Annotated in this window: 17 protein-coding genes; 6 read left to right on the forward strand and 11 right to left on the reverse strand. The window is 37.2% G+C overall.

Going from position 1 to position 22,880, the window contains the following annotated elements; all coding sequences use genetic code 11:
• Window positions 1–53: 53 nt before the first annotated feature.
• From KYG33_RS16245 to KYG33_RS16295, 11 genes are all read right to left on the reverse strand, one after another.
• On the reverse strand, window positions 54–2,312 hold the full coding sequence (locus tag KYG33_RS16245) for a lectin-like domain-containing protein (protein WP_219072071.1): 2,259 nt from the start codon (window positions 2,310–2,312) through the stop codon (window positions 54–56).
• A 164-nt stretch (window positions 2,313–2,476) separates the two neighbouring features.
• Window positions 2,477–2,953 (reverse strand): ribonuclease HI, encoded by a 477-nt coding sequence (gene rnhA / locus KYG33_RS16250; protein ID WP_077413479.1) that lies wholly within the window; start codon window positions 2,951–2,953, stop codon window positions 2,477–2,479.
• 65 nt (window positions 2,954–3,018) lie between these two features.
• Entirely contained in the window at window positions 3,019–4,605 is a 1,587-nt protein-coding gene (gene dnaB, locus KYG33_RS16255) for a replicative DNA helicase (RefSeq protein WP_047380329.1), read from the reverse strand.
• Window positions 4,606–4,760: 155 nt separating this feature from the next.
• On the reverse strand, window positions 4,761–6,908 hold the full coding sequence (locus KYG33_RS16260; protein WP_219072072.1) for a T9SS type B sorting domain-containing protein: 2,148 nt from the start codon (window positions 6,906–6,908) through the stop codon (window positions 4,761–4,763).
• 102 nt (window positions 6,909–7,010) lie between these two features.
• A complete protein-coding gene (locus KYG33_RS16265) occupies window positions 7,011–9,083 on the reverse strand; it encodes a T9SS type B sorting domain-containing protein (RefSeq protein ID WP_077413481.1) in 2,073 nt (690 codons plus the stop codon).
• A gap of 160 nt (window positions 9,084–9,243) precedes the next feature.
• Window positions 9,244–9,849: a tetratricopeptide repeat protein gene (locus KYG33_RS16270; RefSeq protein ID WP_219072073.1), complete on the reverse strand. Its 606-nt coding sequence runs from the start codon at window positions 9,847–9,849 to the stop codon at window positions 9,244–9,246.
• Window positions 9,850–10,152: 303 nt separating this feature from the next.
• A complete protein-coding gene (locus KYG33_RS16275; RefSeq protein WP_077413483.1) occupies window positions 10,153–11,388 on the reverse strand; it encodes an MFS transporter in 1,236 nt (411 codons plus the stop codon).
• 92 nt (window positions 11,389–11,480) lie between these two features.
• Entirely contained in the window at window positions 11,481–11,843 is a 363-nt protein-coding gene (locus tag KYG33_RS16280; protein WP_077413484.1) for a hypothetical protein, read from the reverse strand.
• 69 nt (window positions 11,844–11,912) lie between these two features.
• Complete coding sequence (locus KYG33_RS16285) at window positions 11,913–13,412, reverse strand: GH3 auxin-responsive promoter family protein (RefSeq protein ID WP_219072074.1); 1,500 nt, start codon at window positions 13,410–13,412, stop codon at window positions 11,913–11,915.
• 134 nt (window positions 13,413–13,546) lie between these two features.
• Entirely contained in the window at window positions 13,547–13,840 is a 294-nt protein-coding gene (locus KYG33_RS16290; protein ID WP_077413486.1) for a hypothetical protein, read from the reverse strand.
• A gap of 183 nt (window positions 13,841–14,023) precedes the next feature.
• A complete protein-coding gene (locus KYG33_RS16295; RefSeq protein WP_077413487.1) occupies window positions 14,024–14,419 on the reverse strand; it encodes a hypothetical protein in 396 nt (131 codons plus the stop codon).
• Window positions 14,420–14,665: 246 nt separating this feature from the next.
• Here KYG33_RS16295 and mfd point away from each other — a divergent pair, with 246 nt between their 5' ends.
• The 6 genes from mfd (at window position 14,666) to KYG33_RS16325 (ending at window position 22,850) form a co-directional block, all read left to right on the forward strand.
• Window positions 14,666–18,034: a transcription-repair coupling factor gene (mfd, locus tag KYG33_RS16300; protein ID WP_180564993.1), complete on the forward strand. Its 3,369-nt coding sequence runs from the start codon at window positions 14,666–14,668 to the stop codon at window positions 18,032–18,034.
• Between the two features lie 370 nt (window positions 18,035–18,404).
• Complete coding sequence (locus tag KYG33_RS16305; RefSeq protein WP_219072075.1) at window positions 18,405–19,226, forward strand: hypothetical protein; 822 nt, start codon at window positions 18,405–18,407, stop codon at window positions 19,224–19,226.
• 2 nt (window positions 19,227–19,228) lie between these two features.
• Entirely contained in the window at window positions 19,229–20,047 is an 819-nt protein-coding gene (locus KYG33_RS16310; protein ID WP_232539043.1) for a hypothetical protein, read from the forward strand.
• A gap of 8 nt (window positions 20,048–20,055) precedes the next feature.
• The gene (locus KYG33_RS16315; protein ID WP_077413491.1) at window positions 20,056–20,793 is read left to right on the forward strand and encodes a hypothetical protein; all 738 of its coding nucleotides are present in this window, start codon (window positions 20,056–20,058) and stop codon (window positions 20,791–20,793) included.
• Between the two features lie 152 nt (window positions 20,794–20,945).
• On the forward strand, window positions 20,946–21,818 hold the full coding sequence (locus tag KYG33_RS16320) for a hypothetical protein (RefSeq protein WP_180564994.1): 873 nt from the start codon (window positions 20,946–20,948) through the stop codon (window positions 21,816–21,818).
• A gap of 99 nt (window positions 21,819–21,917) precedes the next feature.
• Window positions 21,918–22,850, forward strand: coding sequence for a hypothetical protein (locus KYG33_RS16325; RefSeq protein WP_077413493.1), 933 nt, complete (start codon window positions 21,918–21,920; stop codon window positions 22,848–22,850).
• The last annotated feature ends 30 nt before the right edge of the window (window positions 22,851–22,880 follow it).

The raw sequence follows: 22,880 nt of genomic DNA on the forward strand, positions 1-22,880 counted from the left end.
TCTTGTTTTAATACCGAAACTACCCCAAATGAGGTAGTTTCTGATAGTAAAATTTATTCTCTGTTTTTTACCAATACCCAGCCTGAGTATTTAGTTTCAGTATTGTCTTTATTGTTTTCGTTCCATGAGATGGTGTACCAGTAAGTACCTGTAAGAACTTTTTTACCGGAAGCAGTTCCATCCCAAGTAAAGTTTCTCATCTTTCCGGCTTCATACAATTTATTGCCATATCTGTCGTAGACGATGAATACTAAGTTTTTTTTGTAAGCGAGTGCAGAGTAGTCTATGAAATCGTTTACGTTATCACCGTTCGGAGTGATGGCATTAATCAGGTTTGGTACAGTGATCTGAACTTCAACAGGAGTACAGTTATAGAAGTCTTTTACATATACTCTTACTTCTCCTCTTGCCAGTCCGGTGAATATGTTGCTGGTCTGCCAGTTGACTCCATCCAGAGAGAATTGATACTGAGGTTTTCCTCCTGCTACATTTACGGTGATCGTGTTGTTGTCAATATCAATGCTGGAAATCACAGGATTTGCAGATGCATTTATTTTTACAATCTGTGTCGTGATACAGTTGCCGGTTTTAAGCTTCACCCAATAAACACCTACTCCAAGGTCTTTAACAGATGAGGTAGTGGCTCCGGTGCTCCATTCATAGCCATCAAATCCAGGACCTGCATCCAGATCTGTTTTTTCACCAATACAAATGGTTTTGTCTTTCAGAACAGAAGAAGGAACAGGTGGTAATACAATAAGGTTGATTTTAGCAATATTAAAACATCCGTTGGCATCTGTTACTTTTGCGTAAACGGCAGTACTTGTGGATAAGTACTGAAGAGGGTTCATGATTTCATTGGTTCCGTCTAAAGCATTAGCAATGGAGGTGTAGTATTTTTTTGTCACTCCAGAAGTTAATGTAGTAACATCAGCAGTGGTCAGATTAAAAATAGCACTGGTAATATTGTTTTCAATAAAACATGATCTGAGTGTGGCTTCTTTCACAGGTGTGTCAGGATAAAATGCCAGCGTGATTTTTGCCGAACCTGTACATCCCTGAGGAGTTGTCACTTTTACATACACGTCTCCCGGAGCAGATATATAGTTGCCGGGATTTTGAATCTCATTAGTATCTGCGTTGAGATCTGCTAACGTTTTATAATATTTTTTAACCGCTCCCGGAACACCTGTTACATTTGCTGTATTCAGGTCGAAAGCGGCCGTTCCGGTTTTGTTATTATTGCATACAGTAATGGTTTTATCCTCAGCTTTAAAAGGAGCGAGAACGAGTAAGATTTTACCATCCGGATTATCACAGAGCAGTCCTGCATTATCTTTAATAACAACCGTAACTGTTGTATTTGTATTGAATTGGTAGTTGGCAGGGTTGGCAATAGGGGTAGAACTTCCCAGTGGATAATACGTAAATGTATAATTTGAAGTATTGTTGACGAATTGCGAATTGAAAGATGTCAGGTTTACAGATCCATATCCGGTAGTCGGATTAGGGCAGAAAGACTGAGTAGCCGAGTTTTGTAAAATAGGAACTTTATCAGTATAAATTTTTACATTTTTAATAGAATGTCTTGATCTTGCACCTCCTGTGGAAGCTGAAAATCCAAAATATCCTACAGTCATTGCGGCAGCCGTTCCGGAAGGAGCAAAAGACTGATTGCAGATTACATTGCCGTCTATTGTTATTTTTAATATCCAGCTGGTAGGATTCGCTGGATCTACCTGTGCCGTTACTTCAACATGCTTAAAGGTGGTTCCCTGAAAAGGCTGGGTTGTATTCAGATCTGGTGAATGGAAAGAGCTTCCTGCAACATTAAAGAACTCAACATTATTCGTGTCACTTGTATTTTGAACTTGTCCATAAGCAACGTGAACCTTGCTCATTGTAGCGGTTGTAGTATTGTTATAAGTGTCAAAACCTACAACAAGGCCTACTGCATTTTGAGATACCCCCAGACCGGATCCCAATACACTGGCGACAGGCGGGTTGGCCAGATACCAGAAAGCAATTCCATCCCCATTAGAGGTTTGGTTGGAATCCATTCTGAAATCAAATTCCACTCTCCATTTGTCACAATATTTTAAATTGATAGGGTCATTCAGTCTGATAGAACCGGATTGGTTGTTGGTATCCGGGGTAAGCTGAATAAAATCTGTGTTTACCTGAGTAGGGGAAACCATCGTCCATCCAGTAGTAGCCACTGGGTTTCCAATAAGCTGATAAGTCTGGGCAAAGGACTTCCCGGCTATACAAAGTAAAAAAACAGATAAATACAATAATAGATTTTTATTCATTTAAATGGGACTTTGATTAATGTGTAAAGATATTAAATCCCGATCAAACAATATGTATTTAATGTTAATTTTGTTAAAAAATTTAATTATTTTTTAATAAATCTTGTTTCTTCTGATGAAATGGTAAATATGAAGCTGGGGCTTTAGAATAGTTTTAATTAAGATTAAAATAGAGAATTATTATCAAGATTTTCGAAATAAGTGTCAATTTCGAGATCGGAAGAATTGGCTGCTGCAACCGCTAATTTGTCGCAAAGTTCGTTTTCAAAGTGTCCTGCATGGCCTTTTACCCAATGCATTTTAGGGGTGTGTTTATTGTATAGCTCAACAAATTTTTTCCAGAGGTCGGGGTTTTTTACATTCTTCCAGCCTCGCTTGATCCATCCGGCAATCCAGTTTTGGTTGATTGCATCAGATACATATTTACTGTCAGTATATACATGGATCTCATTTTCTGTAGATTTCAGCTTTTCCAATGCAGTGATGACTGCCAGAAGTTCCATTCTGTTATTGGTGGTTTTCCGAAACCCTTTGGAAAATGTTTTCTGATAATTTTTTTCAGGAACGCGCATGAGAATTCCATATCCGCCTTTTCCCGGATTTCCGCTGCAAGCCCCGTCTGTATAAATTTCGATTCTCAAATCTGTTTTTTAAAAAATTGAATTATGGATTGTGAATTTAAACTGAATTAGGTTTAAGCCTTCACTTAAAAAGGAAAATCGTCATCATCATCAAAGTCATTCATTGATGAGCCGGAAAGTTTTGAGCTGTCCGGAAGGTCAAATGCTGCCCCTGGCTGAATAGTCGTTTTGATCTTGTCAAAGCCGCTTGGTTCTCCAAAGTTGGAAGGATATCCTCCTCCGGCTCCATCCATTGCTGCTTCGATATCACCAAATTTTGCAAAATGTTTTAAGAAAGATAGTCGGACGTCTGCCGTAGCACCATTCCTGTGCTTTGCTATAATCAGTTCGGCCTGGTTTTCAGTAGAAGTTTCCTGTCCTTCTTCATCATTATCCCAAACGGTAATTTTATAATATTCCGGTCTGAAGATGAAAGATACGATATCGGCATCCTGCTCAATCGCTCCGGATTCCCTAAGGTCAGAAAGCTGAGGTCTTTTCCCCGGACGCGCTTCCACACTTCTTGAAAGCTGGGAAAGAGCAATCACCGGAACGTTAAGTTCTTTTGCAATCGCTTTTAATGAACGTGAAATCATGGAGATCTCCTGTTCACGGTTTCCAACTCCTTTTCCACCGCTGCTTCCTGCTGTCATCAGCTGAAGGTAGTCGACCATGATAATTCTTACACCATGCTGCATGACAAGTCTTCGGCATTTTGCACGGAAGTCGAATATGGAAAGGGAAGGGGTTTCGTCAATATATAAAGGAGCATTTTCCAACTCAGATACATTGGAGAATAGTCTCTGCCATTCTTCATCATCCAGAGTTCCTTTTCTTAATTTCTCAGAAGAAATTCTTGTTTCGGAAGCAATCATTCTGGTGATCAGCTGTACTGATGCCATCTCGAGAGAGAAAAGAGCCATAGGAACTTTGTGTCCTACTGCAATATTTCTTGCCATGGAAAGAAGGAATGCCGTTTTTCCCATCGCGGGACGTGCAGCAATAATGATAAGGTCAGAATTCTGCCACCCACCGGTTTCCTTATCTACGTCTCGGAATCCTGAAGGAACCCCTGAAAGACCTTCTTTATCTTTTAAAGATTTAATAGTGTCAATAGCCTGTTTTACTAACGAATTGGCAGTATCGAATCCCTTTTTGATCGTTCCGTTGGTAATCTCAAAGAAAGACTGTTCAGCTTTATCCAGAAGTTCAAAAACGTCGGTTGACTCTTTGTATGAGGAATCAATGACATTGGCAGAAACATTGATAAGGCTTCTTAAAATATATTTTTCAAGAATCACACGTACATGGTATTCAATATGGGCAGATGAACTTACTCCCATTGTCAGGTCAATAATGTAGTGATCACCACCTGCCTGGCTTAGCTTATCTTCTTTTTTTAATTCCTGAATAATGGTCATTAAGTCTACCGGATGGTTGCCTTCATAAAGCTTTAAGATGATAGAAAAGATGACCTGATGTCTCGGATCATAGAATACTTCTGAAGTAAGAAGGTCAATAGAATGGTCAAGCCCTTTTTTGTCAATCAAAAAAGTTCCGATAACAAGTCTTTCGAAATCCACTGCATTGGGAGGCATTTTTCCATCCGCAATAGACAATTCTTTTGCAAAGTTTCCGTGTGTCAGGGATGATAATGTTTCTTTCTGCGCCATGGTGCAAAGATAGTTTATTTAAAAAATAATAAAAAAATAGTATTCAACAAATTATTAGCAGTCTTTCGGAAAATGCTGTAAACAGGAGGTTGATCTTGTTGATAAAAAAAATCACCTCAGACTGAGGTGATTTTTTCAAAAAGATTAAGTATCGCTTATTCTTTATTTTTTACCAATACCCATCCTGAATATTTGGTTTCTGTATTGTCTTTATTGTTTTCGTTCCATGAGATCGTGTACCAGTAAGTTCCTGTCAGGATTTTCTTACCGAAAGCAGTTCCGTCCCAAGTGAAATTTCTCATTTTGTTGGCTTCATGAAGTTTGTTTCCATATCTGTCATACACAACGAAGATAAGATTTTTCTTGTACGCCAGTGCAGAGTAATCAATCACATCATTTACGTTGTCTCCGTTTGGAGTGATAGCGTTAATAAGGTTCGGAACAGTAACCGTTACCTGAACAGGAGTACAATTATAAGTGTCTTTTACATACACTGTATTTTCACCTCTTGGAAGTCCTGTGAATGTATTAGAATCCTGCCAGTTGATACCATCTACTGAGAATTTATATGGAGGAACTCCACCTGTAGCAGTAACGGTGATGTTATTATTTGATATTTCTATCCCAGAAATCACCGGCTGAAGGCTTGCATGTACACGTACTTCCTGAAGCGTGAAGCATTTTCCAGTCTGAAGTTTTACAAAGTAAACTCCTACGCCTACGTTATTGATAGATTGTGAAGTTTCTCCGGTGCTCCATTCGTAGCTGTCGAATCCAGGTCCTGCATCCAAAGTGGTTTTGGCTTCCGCACAAATCGTTTTATCTTTTAATACCGCTGATTTTACCGGAGGTAATACTACCAGTTCTATTTTAGCAATTGAATAACATTGTTTATCATTGTCTACTCTTACATATACCGTTTTGCTTTCTGAAAGATAATTAAATGGCATTGTAATAGGATTGGTCTGGGCTTTTGCATCAGCTACCGATGTATAATATTTGATGATAGTTCCTGTAGGGGTTGGTACAGGTACTCCGATATCTGCTTTGGAAAGATCAAATGTTGAACGGGTAACATCATTATCAATATAACAATTTTGAAGTACTGCATCTTTTAATACCACTGTAGGGTAGAATAATAGTCTGATGGTAGTGGTTGCTTTACACCCGAAAGTAGAAATTACTTTTGCGTATATAGTTGCTTCCGGAGAGATATAGTTGGCAGGATCCGTAATTTCGTTGATTTCCGCATTCATATCATCAACCGTAGTATAATACTTAATAGTTGCTCCGCTTCCGCCGAATATATTGGCTGTTGTCAAATTATATTTAGCAGTACCGGCTCCATTGTTATTACAAGAATATAGAGTGGCTGTATTGGCTGAGATGCCTACATTCACAAACTTAAATTTCCCGGTTATAAAACATCCGTTGATAGGATTGGTTGGGTTGTTCGGGTCTTTATATACTACTCTGTAATAGTAGGTTGTTGTTCCATCTACAGTTGCTATGGTAAGAGGGTTTTCTCCTGTAAGGGCATCGTTGGTAGTTTTATGATAAGTAACCTTGAAATTAGGGCTGTTACCGTTTACAATAGCAGCAGAAAGTGTTGTAAAGTCAAACTGGCTAGGTAATGCACAAACCATTACCTGGTTAGGATCGTTAGGAGTTGCTCCAGGAATTCCCGGTGGAATGAATGGGTTAGGAGAAAGAATCGGATCGTTAAATGCAGAACTTAAACTCGCAGTACCTGACCATTCCATAGAAAAACCATTAACGGATCTACTGAAGTTATCAATGACTAAATAATAGGTTTGTCCTACTAATACATCCATATAAGGACTCCATTTACCATTGTTCATACTGGCTGTAGTGCCAGGAGGATTGGTAGGGAATACTGCAGGTGGAGCAAGAGTAAGATCCAGACCTGTATCTCCCGGAGTACCGCTATAGTTACATCTTATAGGCTGTATGAAGACATGATCTGCATTCTGTAAAGAAGCACAGCCGTTTGCTGTTGGTCCATAAACTGCAAAATCATAATCATCACCTTGATCGTTTGGCTTTATTTTAAATGCAAGTGTACCTGGTGTAGATACAGTGAAAGTGTACCAAACGGTATATCTTTCATTGGTGCTAAGGCATCCTCCGTTTGCATTAAGAATTTCTATAATATTTCCAGGTCCTGAAGGAGTGTAAGAAATATCAGAGTTACCACAGATGGGAATTGCCGTGATACAATCTGACTGTGAGTAGACTATTTGTGTTATCAATAAAATAAAAAGAAGTAGTATTTTTTTCATTGTTGAAACGATTTTTGTTAAACAAAATTGGGATCAATTAATTTTATCATGATTTGTTAAAAGAAAAAGCCGCCAAAGCGGCTTTCTCGTATTGTATTAGTTTTATTCTCTGTTTTTTACAACAATCCAACCTGAAAACTTAAATGGAGTATTCTTCTTGTCATTCTCATTCCATGTTACAGAATACCAGTATGTACCTGTCGGAATCTTCTTCCCTGCAATGGTTCCGTCCCATTTGTATCCATTGGATTTATCTCCCTGGTGGATTTTTGTTCCGTATCTGTCAAAGATACTCAATACAAGGTTTTGTTTGTCTGCAATTGCAGAATAATCTACAACATCGTTCACACCATCTCCGTTCGGTGTAATCATATTGATCAGGTTAGGAACCACTATTGTAACTTCAATAGGCTCACAGTCATAAGCATCTTTTACATATACTTTATAGGTGCCTCTTGCCACATTAGAGAATGTATTGGAGGTCTGCCATATGATTTTATCCATAGAATACTGATAATCCGGAGTTCCTCCTATAACATTGATCGTTAATGTAGTGTTAGAAACATCAATATTTGTTACAACCGGCTGATCAGCAGGATATACTGTTACTGTTTGAGTAGTGATACATTCCCCTGTTTTTAATTTTACCCAGTAGATTCCTACTCCTACATCTTTTATAGACTGAGTTGTAGCTCCCGTGCTCCACTCATAGCTTTTGAATCCAGGCCCGGCATCTAAAGTTGTTGTGTCTTCTATACAGATGATTTTGTCTTTCAGAACACTGGATGTTACCGGAGGGATAACTGTTAAACCGATTTTTACAACTACAAAACATCCTCTGGTATCAGATACTCTTACGTATACCAAACCGTTTGGTGCAATATAATTAGCATTTAAAATCTCGTTGGTTGCATCTATTGCATCTGTCAGTGAAGGGAAGTATTTTTTCGTGATACCTGCCTGTGGCGTGATTACAGCGGCGTTATCAAGGTTGAATAAAGCTGTAGAAGGATTTGCTTCAATAAAGCATGATCTTAATTCTGCATCTTTTGCAATGATTGCCGGATAGAACTTAAGGGTAATTTCTGCAATATCGGTACATCCGAATACAGAAGTTACTTTTACATATATTTTACCCTCTGCCGAAACAAACTGATAGATATTGGTGATCTCATTAATTGAGTTATTCAGATCATATAAAGTATAATAATATTTTTTTGTAGCCGTAGGATCTGCAAAAACAGCTGCTGTTGTAAGGTCATAAGTTGCCGTACCCGCATTGTTGTTGTTACAGCTTGTTAAAGTAACGCTTGTTGCCTTGATGGTACCATCTTTAAATTTAAATTTACCAGTCTGTCTACATTTATTAATAGGACTGTCCGGATTAGTAGGATCGGTATAGTTGATACTATAGAAATAAACACCTACAGGAGTAACTGTTTGAGGGCCAATAAGAGGATTGTTACCTGTTAATGCATCATTTTGGCTTGTATGATAGCTAATACTGAAGTTCGGGTTACCGTTCAGAATTCCTGCTGTTAATGAAGAGAAATCAAAAGTTGCAGGATTTGCACACACCACTACTTCTCTAGGGTCTGTAGGGTTTGCTCCTGGAATTCCTGGTGGAATGAACGGATGAGGCTGTATATTCGGATCTGTAAATGGAGAAGATAAAGTAGCTGTCCCACCCCATGATAATTTGAATCCGTTAGCGGTCTCTCTGTGGTTGTTTACAATTAAATAGTACGTCTGGCCAGGTAATACATCAAGGTATTTCACCCATTTATCTCCTGAAGCATCCTCACTAAGGTCTGTAGCCGTCATGTTAAGGCCTGTGTTTCCACTTGTTCCGGAATAAGAACAGCGGATTGGCGTTCCAAGGCTGCCACATGACTTGTTAGGACCATATACCCCGAAGTCATAGTCATCACTCTGATCATTAGGAATGATTTCGAAAGTTAAGGTTCCGGCTGTAGCTACCGTAAACGAGTACCATACAGAGTACTTTTCATCGGAAGATAAACATCCGCCAAGGTCTTCTGCAATGTCTCCGTGCCCGCCCGGAGTATAGGAAATATCCGAGTTTCCGCAGACTGCCATTGCAGTAGGACAGTCAGACTGGGCAAATAAAAGATGTGAAAATATAATTGAGAAAACAAGTAATGCTTTTTTCATAAGAGATGATTTTAAAAACAAATAGTAAAATTGTTTAATTACTAAAAAAATGCGGTGCTTTATCGGATACAAAAATGTTTCTGCGAACTATTAAAGTCTTGTGTATCAAAATAAAAACTGACCGCCCAATTTACTCAGGAGATCATGCATTTTCTTACTGTTAATTTGTTCCGATCAGCTGTCTTCCCCAGTTTGGTGAACCGGATGAAGCGTTTGATGTTTCGAATTCTTTGACTGCTTTTTGATAAAATTTGATAGCTTCTGTCTTATTGCCTTGCTTTTCAGCCATTTCAGCTTTTAAGAAAGAAAGTCTTGGATTGTTCTTTACAGTTGTTTCCGCTTTTGTCATAAAGCTTGTAGCGGTCTTTAGTTCCTTTTGAGGATCTGCAGCTGTTTTTATCCTGATTTTCTGAAAATGGATAAGACCAAGAAGAATATTTACTTCTCCATTATTCTTCTCAGAAGCAAGAGCCTGCATAGCCAGTTTTCTTGCATTTTCGTTAGATTCTCCAAGAGGACTGTTCGGGCTGTTCTTTAAAAGGAAATTTGTTTTAAGATACAATGCTGCAGCGGCATAATAATTAGCCTGCCATTTTTCTGAAGTTTTAGCCTCTGAAAACTTAGAAAAAAGAGTATCATAGTCGTTTTCTGTTTTTGCATTATTCAGCTGCAAAACAGATTGCTGTAAGGTTTGATCTGAAAAAAATTGGGCATTCATCAGCGAACCTGTGACGAAAAAACTCAAAATTAGTAAAAGTTTATACATAGGGGGATATTTTATAGAGCAAATATAAAAAATTATTAACGTTAAATTAAAGATTTTGAGATATATTTAAAGAAAGTAATATATTGATTTTTAATATTGTATTTTATTTTTTAAGTGAAATTATATAGAGATCGCAAAGATTTTAATGATTTCACTGAATATTTGGGATTTAATCCTTTGAATGATTTTGAAAAAGCACCTATAAAAGTAAAATCAGAATAGAAAACATTCTATTCTGATTTTAAGTATTTCGGATTACGGTTTTTACCGTATAAGTTTTGAAATGAATTGATAAATAATAGGTTAATATTGCATTTTTCTTAGTTTAGGATTGGTGCTTCCCACAAGTAAAGCAACAAGAACAGTCATGCATCCTCCAAATACTACAGAGCGTACAACCCCCAGTAATTTAGCCATAACACCACTTTCAAACTGTCCCATTTCATTGCTGGACATAATGAAGATTGAATTTACACTGAGAACACGTCCTCTTATATGATCTGGTGTCTTTAACTGTACAATGGTACCCCGGATGACCACAGAAATTCCATCAAGCATTCCACTCATCACAAGGAACATGAAAGACAGCCAATACAATTTGGATAAACCAAACCCAATAATACAAAGCCCGAATCCGGTGACAACAACAAGTAGTATTTTCCCCTGATTTTTTCGAAGAGGAACAATGGATAAAATAGTAATGATACACATTGAACCGATATCAGATGCTGCATTCAACAATCCGAAACCTTCAGCCCCTGAATTTAAAATATCAGTAGCAAATACCGGGATCATGGCCACTGCACCCCCAAAAAGTACAGCAAACATATCAAGACACAGTGCTCCCAGAATCTCTTTGGTTTTAAAAATATAAGAAATTCCTTCACGCATACTCTCCACCACATTTACAGTTTCCTTTTTGTACTCCGAATACTGTTTGTGAAGTTGCCAGAAAAAGAGTGAAGCAACAAATATTAATGCTAAAATAGCAACCAACGTCCATTTTACGCCTATAAAGCCAATAAGAATACCACCTACCGCATGTCCACACACAGAAGATATAAGGAAAGTAGCCTGGTTCAGAGTAACAGCGTTGGGAAGGTTTTCTTTCTTTACAATTTTAGGAATCATGGAAGGTACAATAGGACCTATGAACGCTCTTGCTATTCCGGTAAAAAAGATGACTCCATAAATATAATAGGTAATCTGATGACCTGTGAAATGCATCTCCACATCAAAAAAGGCAGGAATCAGCAGAAGCCCGATCAGGAAAATATATGTATAATTACAGATGAGAAGCAGTCTCTTTTTCTCATTCATATCAATAACGTGTCCTGCATACAGCGCACAGCTTACAGCAGGAATTACCTCCGATAGCCCGATAAGACCTATTGAAAAAGGATCTTTTGTTAATTGATATACCCACCATCCTAATAAAGTGGCCAGCATTCTGAAAGCTAAAACAATAAAAAATCTCCCGGTAAGAAGATTTCTGAACTCAACATTTTGTAATGTTTGTAACGGGGTAAAGGAAATCATGAACAAAAATAGCCCTAAAAATCTATTTAGGACTATTCATATGTTGATTTTTAAAAGATATATTAAATATATCCTGAAAGATAAAATCTATTTTAGTCTGCTCTTGAAGAACTGATTACGATGGCAGCAACACCCGCAGCCCCAATAATAGTAGCTCCGGCAGCAATTCTTGCCTTTCTTCTGTCTTTTACAGCCGCTACATTTGATTTCGGGATCACTACTTCTGTACTGTCTTTTTTACCCGCTGTACCTATAAGATTATCACCAACAACGTTTCTGAATAAGATGGTTTGTTTAGGAGAACCGTCTCTCATAGTTACTTTGTATACCTTTCCGGCTTCAAGATTAGAGTAATTGTTTTTTGAAATATCTTCGCTGTATTTTGTAGTAGCACAAGATGTAATAACAAATAAAGATGTTAGTAAAGACGATTTCAACAGTACAGATGCTTTCATTATTTTCTTTTAGTTTTTCAAATTTATAATTTTTTTTGAATATACGTTTTTGGAATTGAAAAAATATGATTAATTTTTGTAAATTTCTAAGAGATCTGCAATGTTTCTGTCATTAGCCAATCTCGGAGTCTTATTTTGGCCACCCAGTTTCCCCTGAGATTTGGCATATTCCTGAAAGGCATTCTTTTTTAAGGTGGTGATATGCAGCTTCTGTAAAATATTCCCGGAAATAAGATCATCATAATACGTATTTCTTGCCCTCAATTGCAAATCTAGTTCATCTCTGAATGTATCTAAATTCTCCGGTTCCTTTTCAAATTCGATCAGCCATTCATGATAAGGAAGTCCTTCGCCAGGATTTACCTGTGGGGCAAGATGGAATTCTGTAATCTGTGCCGGATGTTTTTCAAGAGTAGCTTTCATCGCTTCTTCAACTTCAAAAGCAATCACGTGTTCCCCAAATGCCGAAGTGAAATGTTTGGTCCTGCCACTTACTAGAACTCTGTAAGGATCTTTGCTGATAAACCGCACAACATCTCCGATAGAATACGCCCAAAGTCCGGAATTCGTTGTAAGAATTAAGGCATAATCTTTATGAAGTTCAATTTCTTTTAATGTTAATCTTCTTGCTCTTGGCTTACCATATTCTTCCAAAGGAATAAATTCATAGAAAATTCCATGATGGGTCAATAGCAGAAGACCTTCTTTTGTGTAATCATCCTGAAAAGCAAAAAAGCCTTCAGAAGCAGGAAATGTCTGAATAATATCTACTTTTCCACCCAGCAGATCTTCCATTTTATCGCGGTATGGTTCGTAATTGACCCCTCCTGTAACGATAAGCTGCAGGTTTGGGAAAAGCTGTTTGATTTTTTTGCCGTGTCTTTCTGTTAACTTTTCAAAATACATGATCAGCCATGGCGGAATTCCTGAGATCAGGGTCATGTTTTCATGTTCCGTTTCTTCAATGATTTTATCTACTTTGGCTTCCCAGTCTTCCATGATATTGGTTTCCCAGCTTGGCAGACGGTTTTTTTGCAGATAATTAGGAATATGGTGCGCTACAATACCGGATAATCTTCCTGTTTTTATTCCAAAAACTTCCTCCAGTTCAGGACTTCCCTGCAGAAAAATCATTTTTCCGTTCACAAAGTCGGCATTATTCTTTTTACTGATGTAATGAAATAAGGCACTTTGTGCACCGGCAATCTGAAGCGGCATTCCTTCTTTGGAAATAGGAATATATTTTGATCCGGAAGTTGTTCCCGAAGTTTTAGCAAAATATTCAGGAGTTTCTGTCCATAAAATATTGGCCTGTCCTTTTTTTACCCGTTCTATATAAGGTTTAAGATCTTCATAATCTGCTACAGGAACTCTGTCTTGAAAATCTTTCACCGAATGGATGTTTTCAAAATCATGTTCCCGGCCAAAAAGTGTTTTTTGAGCCGTACTGACTAGAGAAAGTAATAAGTCCTCCTGGTTTTTCTCTGCATTTTTTTTGAATTCCTCCGCTTTTTGAACATGTTTCTTTGCCCAGATCAGCGCTGCATTTTTCTTGAAGAAGTTTAACATGGGTCAAATTTATAAATAAGTAGAGAATATGGAGTCATTTTTACGAAGCTTCACATAAAAAAACCGATAGAACTAGTTCCACCGGCTTTTCGAAATTTGATTATGAAAATAACAACTATATGTTAATGTTATGCTTATTTGTTCACCTTATACCTTTTATCAGGAGTACCATCTTTTTTCAGGTGCTTGTTTTCTTTATATCTCTTATCAGGAGTACCATCTTTTTTCATTTTGGCAGCCGGTTGTGAAGGCTTCGCAGCTTTTGCATCCATTGCTGGTTTTGCAGCTTTTACTTCTGCAGGTTTAGCGGCTTTCACTGTAGTTTTTACAGGTTGATGAGGCTGAGCGCTGGTAGCGGGAGCAGTCTGCTGAGCAGTTGCAAGTCCTAATCCAAGGATCAATGACATTGCAGATAATAGTTTTTTCATAAGAATATTATTGTTTGTTTTTGTTGAATAAAGATATACAAAAAGCAGGCTAGAAAATTTGGATTTTCAACCTTAACTAAAGTTTATTACTGCTTAAAAAAAAATTAAAACAATTCATTTACAATAGAAAAGCCTGTCTTCAGATGAAAACAGGCTTGCAATAATATATAAATAGACAGGAGGTTAGCGCGTACAGTTGGCTGTCCACGTTTTACCGTCCTTTGCGTATAGGATTTTTAACGTATTGTTGTCAATTCTGATATAAGAGGTTGCTGTAGAACCAATCATAACAAGAGTGTGATCTCCTTCCTGATTAAACTCTATTCCGTTAAGATCCGGAATGCTGTTTGAGAAACCGAAATTATACTTGGTACCGCTGGCAATCTTCGTTACAAAAACACTTCCGTTATCTGTGCTTACATTAGTAGATCCGCCATCGTTATAAGAAATACTTCCTTTGTATGTTCCCGCAAAGAACTCATTGTTTACCGGATCATCATCCTTGCTGCACGACGAAAACGATAATGCTGTGAATACCAGCATCATCATAACTCCTAAAATTTTAATTGCTTTTTTCATAATACTTAAATGTTTGGTTAGACTTAAAAGCCCAAACACTATGCCATGAGGGAATAATTGGTTTTTTTTAACGGGTTATTAAATAAATTTGTAAAAAATTAAGATTTATTAGGCTAAGTCATTCATTTTAAATCCGAAAGTCAGCTGGTTTTTTAATGAAAGAAAAAAATATCCGTACCTTTGTATACCATAAACGGTTTCGGAAAACTCCCGAAATCGCTTTTGTCGTTTATATCAATACTATTTATGCAATTAAAATCCATCAAAGAAAAGTTTCTTCCAGATCTGATGCAGAAAGAGTTTGGGAAAGAAATTTTCACCCAGTTAGAAAACAGCCAGCATATTGCCGTAAAGGGAAGTGCGGGATCTTCAGTTTCTATTTTTGTGGCTGAACTTTTTTTAGTTCAAAAGAAAAATATTCTTTATCTGGTAGATGATAAAGAGGATGCATTGTATGCCAATACTGAAATGGAAGATCTTATTGGCAAAGATAAGGTGTTGTATTTTCCAGCCACCCATCTTGAGCCTTATCAGGTAGAAAAAACACAAAATGCCAATCTGGTTTTAAGAACTGAAGTTTTAAATAAAATCAATTCAGGGAGATCTCCGAAAGTTATTGTAGCTTATGCCGGAGCTTTGTCTGAAAAGGTTTTGAAAAAAGAAGATTTTAAAGCCATCTCTCATCATATAAAAGTAGGTGACCAGCTGGACTTCGATTTTGTAGACGAATTGCTCACCCATTACCATTTTCAGCAGGCCGATTTTGTTTCAGAACCGGGAGAATTTTCTGTAAGAGGGGGAATTGTAGATGTATTTTCTTATTCATATGAAAAGCCATATAGGATTACATTCTTTGGGAATGAAGTGGAAAGTATTAAAACTTTTGATATCGAAACCCAGCTTTCTATAGATAAAGTAAAGGATTTTCAATTGGTTTCCAATATGAATTTCTCTGTGACAGGAAGCAGAGTGTCATTGTTACAGCTGTTGCCAAACGAAAGTTTTGTAGTTTCTAAAAATGGAATGATAGGAATGCAGAAGATCAGGACGTTCTATGAGAAGTCCCTGGAAAAATATGATACTTTAAGTAAAGATATTGCTCACAGAACTCCTCAGGAACTTTTTATTTCTGATCAGGAGTTTTTATTCGATTATAAAAAATTCAGAACAGTTGATTTTGGTGGGGCAGTAATTGAAGGATTGAAGGAAATTACTGAAGTCAAAATGGAGCAGCTCCCTCAGCCGTCTTTTCATAAAAACTTTGAACTGCTGATTGAAGATATCGAAGAAAAACAGAACAGCGGATTTGATACGTGGATTTCCTTTTCAACAGAAAAACAGAAAGAAAGACTCGAATCTATTTTTGAAGAACTTGAACATGAACTTCCTTTTAAGAGCTTTAAATCTGAGCTGCATGAGGGATTTGTGGACAACGGTCACAAGCTTCTTGTTTATACTGACCACCAGATCTTTGACCGTTATCAGAGATATAAGGCAAAGAATACTTTTGCAAAATCAGAGCAGCTTACCCTGAAAGACCTGATGTCTTTGAAAATAGGTGACTATATTGCCCATATTGACCACGGGATCGGAAAATTTATGGGGCTGGTAAAAGTAAATAATGATGGTAAGATTCAGGAATGTTTTAAACTGACTTATAAAAACGGAGACTTATTATATGTAAGTATTCACTCTTTGCATAAGATTTCGAAATACAATGGACCGGATGGAAGAGAGATTGTGCTGAGCAAACTTGGTTCTCCAACCTGGAAATCTTTGAAACAAAAAACAAAAGCGAAGGTAAAGCAAATTGCTTTTGATCTTATTCAATTATACGCACAGCGAAAGACGGCAAAAGGTTTTGCTTATACACCGGATTCTTATCTTCAGAATGAACTAGAGGCCAGCTTTATCTACGAGGATACTCCGGATCAGGAAAAAGCAACCGTAGATGTAAAGAAAGATATGGAGGCTGATACGGTTATGGACAGGCTGGTTTGTGGTGATGTAGGTTTCGGTAAAACGGAAGTTGCAATCCGTGCAGCATTTAAGGCGGCCACAGACGGTAAACAGGTTGCAATATTAGTTCCCACAACTATTCTTGCTTTTCAGCACTACAGGAGTTTTAAAGAAAGACTTAAAGATTTTCCTGTAAATGTTGGTTATATAAACCGATTCAGAACAGCGAAGCAAAAATCAGAAACTTTAGATGCTTTAAAGAATGGAAAAGTAGATATTATCATTGGGACACACCAGCTGGTAAGCAGTTCTGTGAAGTTTAAAGATCTGGGCCTGCTGATTATTGATGAAGAACATAAGTTTGGAGTTTCAGTAAAGGATAAGTTGAAAACGCTTAAAAGTAATGTTGATACGCTTACCCTTACAGCGACTCCTATTCCAAGGACTTTACAGTTTTCATTAATGGCGGCAAGGGATTTATCTGTCATCAAAACACCACCACCTAACAGACAGCCTGTAGATACGCAATTGATCGGATTCAATGAAGAGATTCTTCGTGATGCCGTTTCTTATGAGCTTCAGAGGGATGGTCAGGTTTATTTCATTAATAACAGAATAGAAAACCTTAAAGATATTGCCGGACTTATTCAGAGACTGGTTCCGGATGCAAGAGTGATCACAGGACATGGTCAGATGGAAGGAAAGCAGCTGGAGAAGAATGTTCTGGATTTTATGGAAGGAAAATATGATGTTCTAGTGTCCACGACAATTGTAGAAAGTGGTGTGGATGTCCCGAATGCCAATACCATTTTCATCAATGATGCACAGCGGTTTGGAATGGCAGATCTGCATCAGATGAGAGGAAGGGTAGGACGTAGTAACAGAAAGGCATTCTGCTATCTGATTACACCACCTTATGATATGATGACTTCCGATGCCAGAAAACGTCTGGAAGCCATTGAGCAGTTTTCTGATCTGGGAAGTGGTTTCCAGATTGCAATGAAAGACCTTGAAATCCGTGGTGCCGGTGACCTTTTGGGTGCTGAACAAAGCGGGTTCATCAATGAAATGGGGTTTGAAACATATCAGAAACTAATGCAGGAAGCGCTGGAAGAACTGAAAGATGATGCTGACTTTGAAAGTCTGTTTGAAAACGAGGAAGACAGACAAAAGCTCTTCAAATCTGTAAAAGATGTCAATATCGATACTGACCTGGAATTGATGTTACCTGATTTCTATATTTCCAATACCGAAGAAAGATTACTGCTGTACCAGAAAATTGCAGAAATTAATAATGAAGTTGATCTTCATCAGTTTGAACTTGAGCTGATTGACCGTTTTGGAGCATTGCCGAAAGAAGCCGTCAATCTATTGAAAAGCGTTTCTCTGAAATGGTTAGCCGCAGATATAGGTTTTGAGAAGATTGTTATGAAAAATGGAGTATTCTTAGGATACTTCCCAGGGAATCCTCAGGATAAATTCTACCAGACAGATAGATTCAGACATATTATTAATTATTTAACCCGAAATCCTGCCGAAGCCCAGCTTAAAGAGAAATCCGGAAAAGAAGGTAATCAGCTGATGATGAGGAAGGAAAAGGTGAAAAATGTGGATGAGGTTAATATATTATTAAAAGCTATTATTGAACATAATTAAATTATAGGTTTTGTTTTTTGTAAACAAATTTGTAAAAAATGTGAAAAGCGTATAAAATCTTAAATTTTATACGCTTTTTTGTGATTGTTATCATGTTTTTTCTGAGTAATATTCCTTGAGAAGAGAATTAAGCCTGTTTTGAAGGGTCTGATATCACTTTGTTATGACTAAAAATATCCTGTAGATTCCCGTACAGTAAGGGTTTGAGACCTTACTAGATTTTTTTTAAACATAAAAAGTGGAGTTATGTAGAAATAATTCTACTTTTATGTGTGATTAATTCTATGTTGTAATGTGTTTATTTCTATAGGTTTATGGATGTATAACTGGAATTTTTAGGACTTCATTGTGTACCTTTGCAGTCCTTATTATGAAAAAAATTATATATTGCTGCGCAGCTGGACTTCTATCACTCTGCGCTAATGCGCAGGTGGGAATAGGTACTGCAAAACCTAAATCTGTTCTTGATGTGAATGGAAAAACCACCTTAAGAAAAGAACTTAGAGTAGGCGGAACTTCAACTCAGGCTGGAGATGCCGGGTTAAACGGCCAGGTTTTGGTTTCTCAGGGTGAGGGTTTGCCTCCCGTGTGGAAGTCTTTGAACATTTCCTTCATGGAAGAGGGACAGTATAAGTTGATCAACTCTTATCTGTCGTCAGATCAAACGGGTATTATCTCACTTACCAATGGTATTGCTGGTGATGGTATTTACAAAAACAGTGTTGGAGATAATATTACTGATGCTGCTAAAGGAACATGGAAAAAGATTGATGGACTTACAAATACCTTTACAATCAAAAATGGAAAAAATAGGCTTACCTATCAGTTCCAGACAGGAATCGAAATAAAAGCACCTACATCTACGACGATAGAAAGTGTAAGATTTACCTGTGGTGTTTTCAGAAACGGAACTTTGGTAGCGGTACGTCCGGATAGAGTTGCGTCTAATAACAACAGCGGAAAAAATGGTCTTCAGGACTATATCTTTACCCTTAATTATACCGAACAGAATGTTCCCGTTGGAGCTCATACGATTGAGATTGCATGCAGAAAGATTGATACTTCAAATTCTACCTCACAATTTGCCATCGGACGCAATGTACAGGCTTCAAATGGAGCTTCCAGTGCATTTACTTTGGAGTCTACAATGAAAATGGACGTTATTGAATACGTGAGCTATAAAACGAACTAATGATGAAAAAACTATTATCAACCCTATTTCTGACCATAGGACTTTTGGTGTCGGCTCAGGTAGGAATAAAAACAGATACTCCAAAAGCAACTCTTGATGTAAACGGAGATTTGAACTTCAGAAATAAAATTGCAGTCCTTAATGCTACTGATAATTCAATTTCTCAGGGAAATAACGACCAATTACTGGTTTCTCAGGGAGAAGGCTATGCCCCAATCTGGAAATCACTTCGTATTCCTGAATATGAGCCTAATAAATTTTATCTGATCTACAACAACTCTTTTTCAGATAAAGTAGGGATTTCATTTACTTCTTCTGATGATTCTTCGGTAGGTTTGGCCTCAAGAGGGGGAACTTTTACCAAAGGAAAAGAGATCAGCAGTCTTACTAATTTTAAAAAAATCAACAATCTTTCACAGGTAATCAGTGTATTCAGTACTCAGAGTAAAGCTTACTTCCAGTTTGAAACGGTTGTACAGGCAGACTTCGGAGGTGCTGGGACTACAGATACCTCAATAGATTATGCCTGTGGGATTTTTGTAGACAATAAACTGGTGAATCTGAGACAGAGAAACTTAAAAGCAATCAGTACTTCATATCCTTTCCTTACCCATACTCAGATTGGTATTGTAGATAATCTTGCGAAAGGAGATCATACAGTAGATGTTGCCTGTACAAGATTGGGTTCTTATGGAGCGGGGAGCAATACCCTTACGATAGGAACCAATGTATACTCTAATATTAATGGCTTTATTTCACAGTCATCCCTTAAAGTAGATGTATATGAAGTTCCAGAAGTGTTTAACACCATTATAAACTAAAGCGGATTATGAAAAAAATATTATTTGTAACATCACTTCTGTTAACTGTTGCAGCTACTGCCCAAGTGGGTATTAATACTCCTAATCCGACTAATATGCTGGATGTAAACGGAGACCTGAATGTTGGAAAAGAATTAAGAACAGGAGGTACAGATGTACTGAGAGGATCTGCCGGAGCAGCAGGTGATATATTTCACAATAACGCAGACCTGACTACAAACGACTGGAAGGCAATAAAAATTGCAGACGGACAAGGAAGTATGTCAGTTTTTTCAATCAATACGGTTGCTGATAAAACAGGAGTTACTTTTGTTGCGCCAAACGGAGCTACTACTCCTTATAACGATGGAGATGCTTTAGCTGGGAACTGGACTGTGCTTCCCGGGGCAGTGGATACATTCTCTGTAACCAATATGGTGAATAAAGCTACATTCTCTTTTCAGACGACTGTTCAAAAAACAGGAACAAGCTCAGCGAGTTTTGCCTGTGGTATTTTTATAGATGACAAACTTAGAGCGGTAAGAACAGATGTTTTATTAGGAGATAGCGGGGCCTACAAGATTTTTAATCTTAATGCTACTCTTGCGAATCTTACTCCTAAAAACCAATATAGCGTTAAAGTAGCCTGCATCAAAAGAGCAATCTCAGGAACAAATCTGGGAATAGGAAAAGCTGTTGATGCTACTTATCTTAATAGCGATATGTCACAATCTGTTTTGACGACATCTATATTGCAACCTTATTAATTTTTATGATAATACAATAATTAGAAATCTAAAAACGTTATGTTTTTAGATTTTTTTTGTTTATTAACTCTATTTCTTGTGAATTTGTCCATATAAATTGAAGTGTATTATCGAAAATTGAATTATATTTGGGCAAGCTAAAAAAATTCTATATGGTAAAAAACTATTTTTTAAAAATATTTGCCGGTATTGCTTTTCTTGGGCTGCTGGCAGCATGTACTACTACCTCAGATCCCATAGAATCTATCCCGAATCCGGATGATGGACCGCCGCCTAAAAAGGTTTTAGCAAAGGTGAGTGCTAATAATATTTCCCAGGAAGAATATGTTACGGCAGCAGTAACCGGAGATTTACAGACTGCAGTTTCTAAGGATGAATCTGCTCCGGGTGCTTTTTATACGGGAACGGTAACGTATACCAACAAGAATATCACAAAAATTAAATATGTAAGTTCAGCAGCATCCAGTCTTGTTTATGAATTTAATATTGTTCCTGATGCTACAGGTAAAAAGATTTACAACGCCACTTCTACTACAACGGGTGCCACTCCATCAGTTTCTGTTATAAGTGACTATACTTTTACTTATAATCCAACGACGAATAAACTTACTAAGATTCTTGAGAAGAGAAAAGAAGGGGGAATCAGCGCTTATAACAAATTTATAGATTATAGTTTTGTATATACCGGAGATAATGTTATTCAGGTAGTTTCTTCCAAAGGATTATTAGATATCAATGGAAACCCGAATATGGGTACTGCAGTAGTAAGCAAGTACAGCTTTCAGAACTATGATGCTCAGAAAAGCCCTTACTCTACACTTTCACCGGTTTATTTTATAACACGAAGTCTGATAAATCCAGCTCAATTCTATAAAATTTCTCCGAATAATCCTACTTCAATGTTTATAGAATTGCCTTCACCAGCGGCTCCGGTAAATACAGCTCAGAGCTATTCTTATGATAATCAAGGGTATGTGGTTGTAGAGAAAAACCAGAATGTTACTTTTACCTATAAAAATTTATAGGAGAGAGATAGTTATTAATCTTACCAGAATATAAAATAATCATATAATTTTTAGGTAAAAAAAATTATATTTGTCAAAAAAATAATCAATTACAAGGAAATGAAGCAAATTTTCTATTTTATTTTACTAATCGCAGGTTTTTCTTCAATACATTCCTGCAAGAGTTTACTAGATGAAGATGGGAATCCATTATTGGATCTTAATAATACAGGGGGATTAAGCGGCCCCAGAGCATTATACAGAGAAATTACAGATAAAGATACTATCGCAGAATATCAGTACAGCGGACTTCTTGTGACTAAAGTACTTACAGATAGTGCTTCAGTGACTAATATTATGTATAGTGGTGATAAAATCAGCCAGATTAATTTCAATGGCTTTTTGGATCTTGACGGAAACGGAAAACTAGATAAGGATAGTGTATCATACACTCAATTATTCACTTACGCAAATAACAATAAGCTGCAGACGATTTCTGAAAACCGTTCTATTTTCAGAAGACCTCCGCCTGTACCACCGGCAACTACTCCAGGTCCACAGACATTACTGAAAAAAGAGAAGAGCCTTTACAATATTAAATATAGTACTGCTACAGGGAAGCTGGATTCTATCATTATGAGGAATGGTCCGGATGTAGTAGGAGTGCCGCTTGCTTTCACAGATTACTCTAAAACGGCTTACACATATGTAGGCGATAACGTATCTAAAGTAACAAGAAACTATGGAACAATGACAGGAGGAGCATTCGGTGCTGTTACAGGAAAATATAGCTATGAATACTATGCATATGATGATCAGGTGAGCCCGTTCACATTATTGCCACACGTATATAAGATTTCAAGACTATTATCTACAGTAATCAATGATAAAGAAAGTCTTATTCTATCTCCAAACAACCCTAAGAGATGGTCGGTGACAGATCTTTCGCCACCTATTCCAACTCCAATTGTAAAGAGTACCAATTACGTTTATGATCCTCAGACTTATATGACAAAAGGATACGGCGTTAATTATATCTACAAACCACAATAGAAGACTTTTTTAATAATATTGAAACTCAAT

Origin of the sequence: Chryseobacterium sp. D764 (assembly GCF_019317325.1) — a bacterium.
Lineage (GTDB): Bacteria > Bacteroidota > Bacteroidia > Flavobacteriales > Weeksellaceae > Chryseobacterium.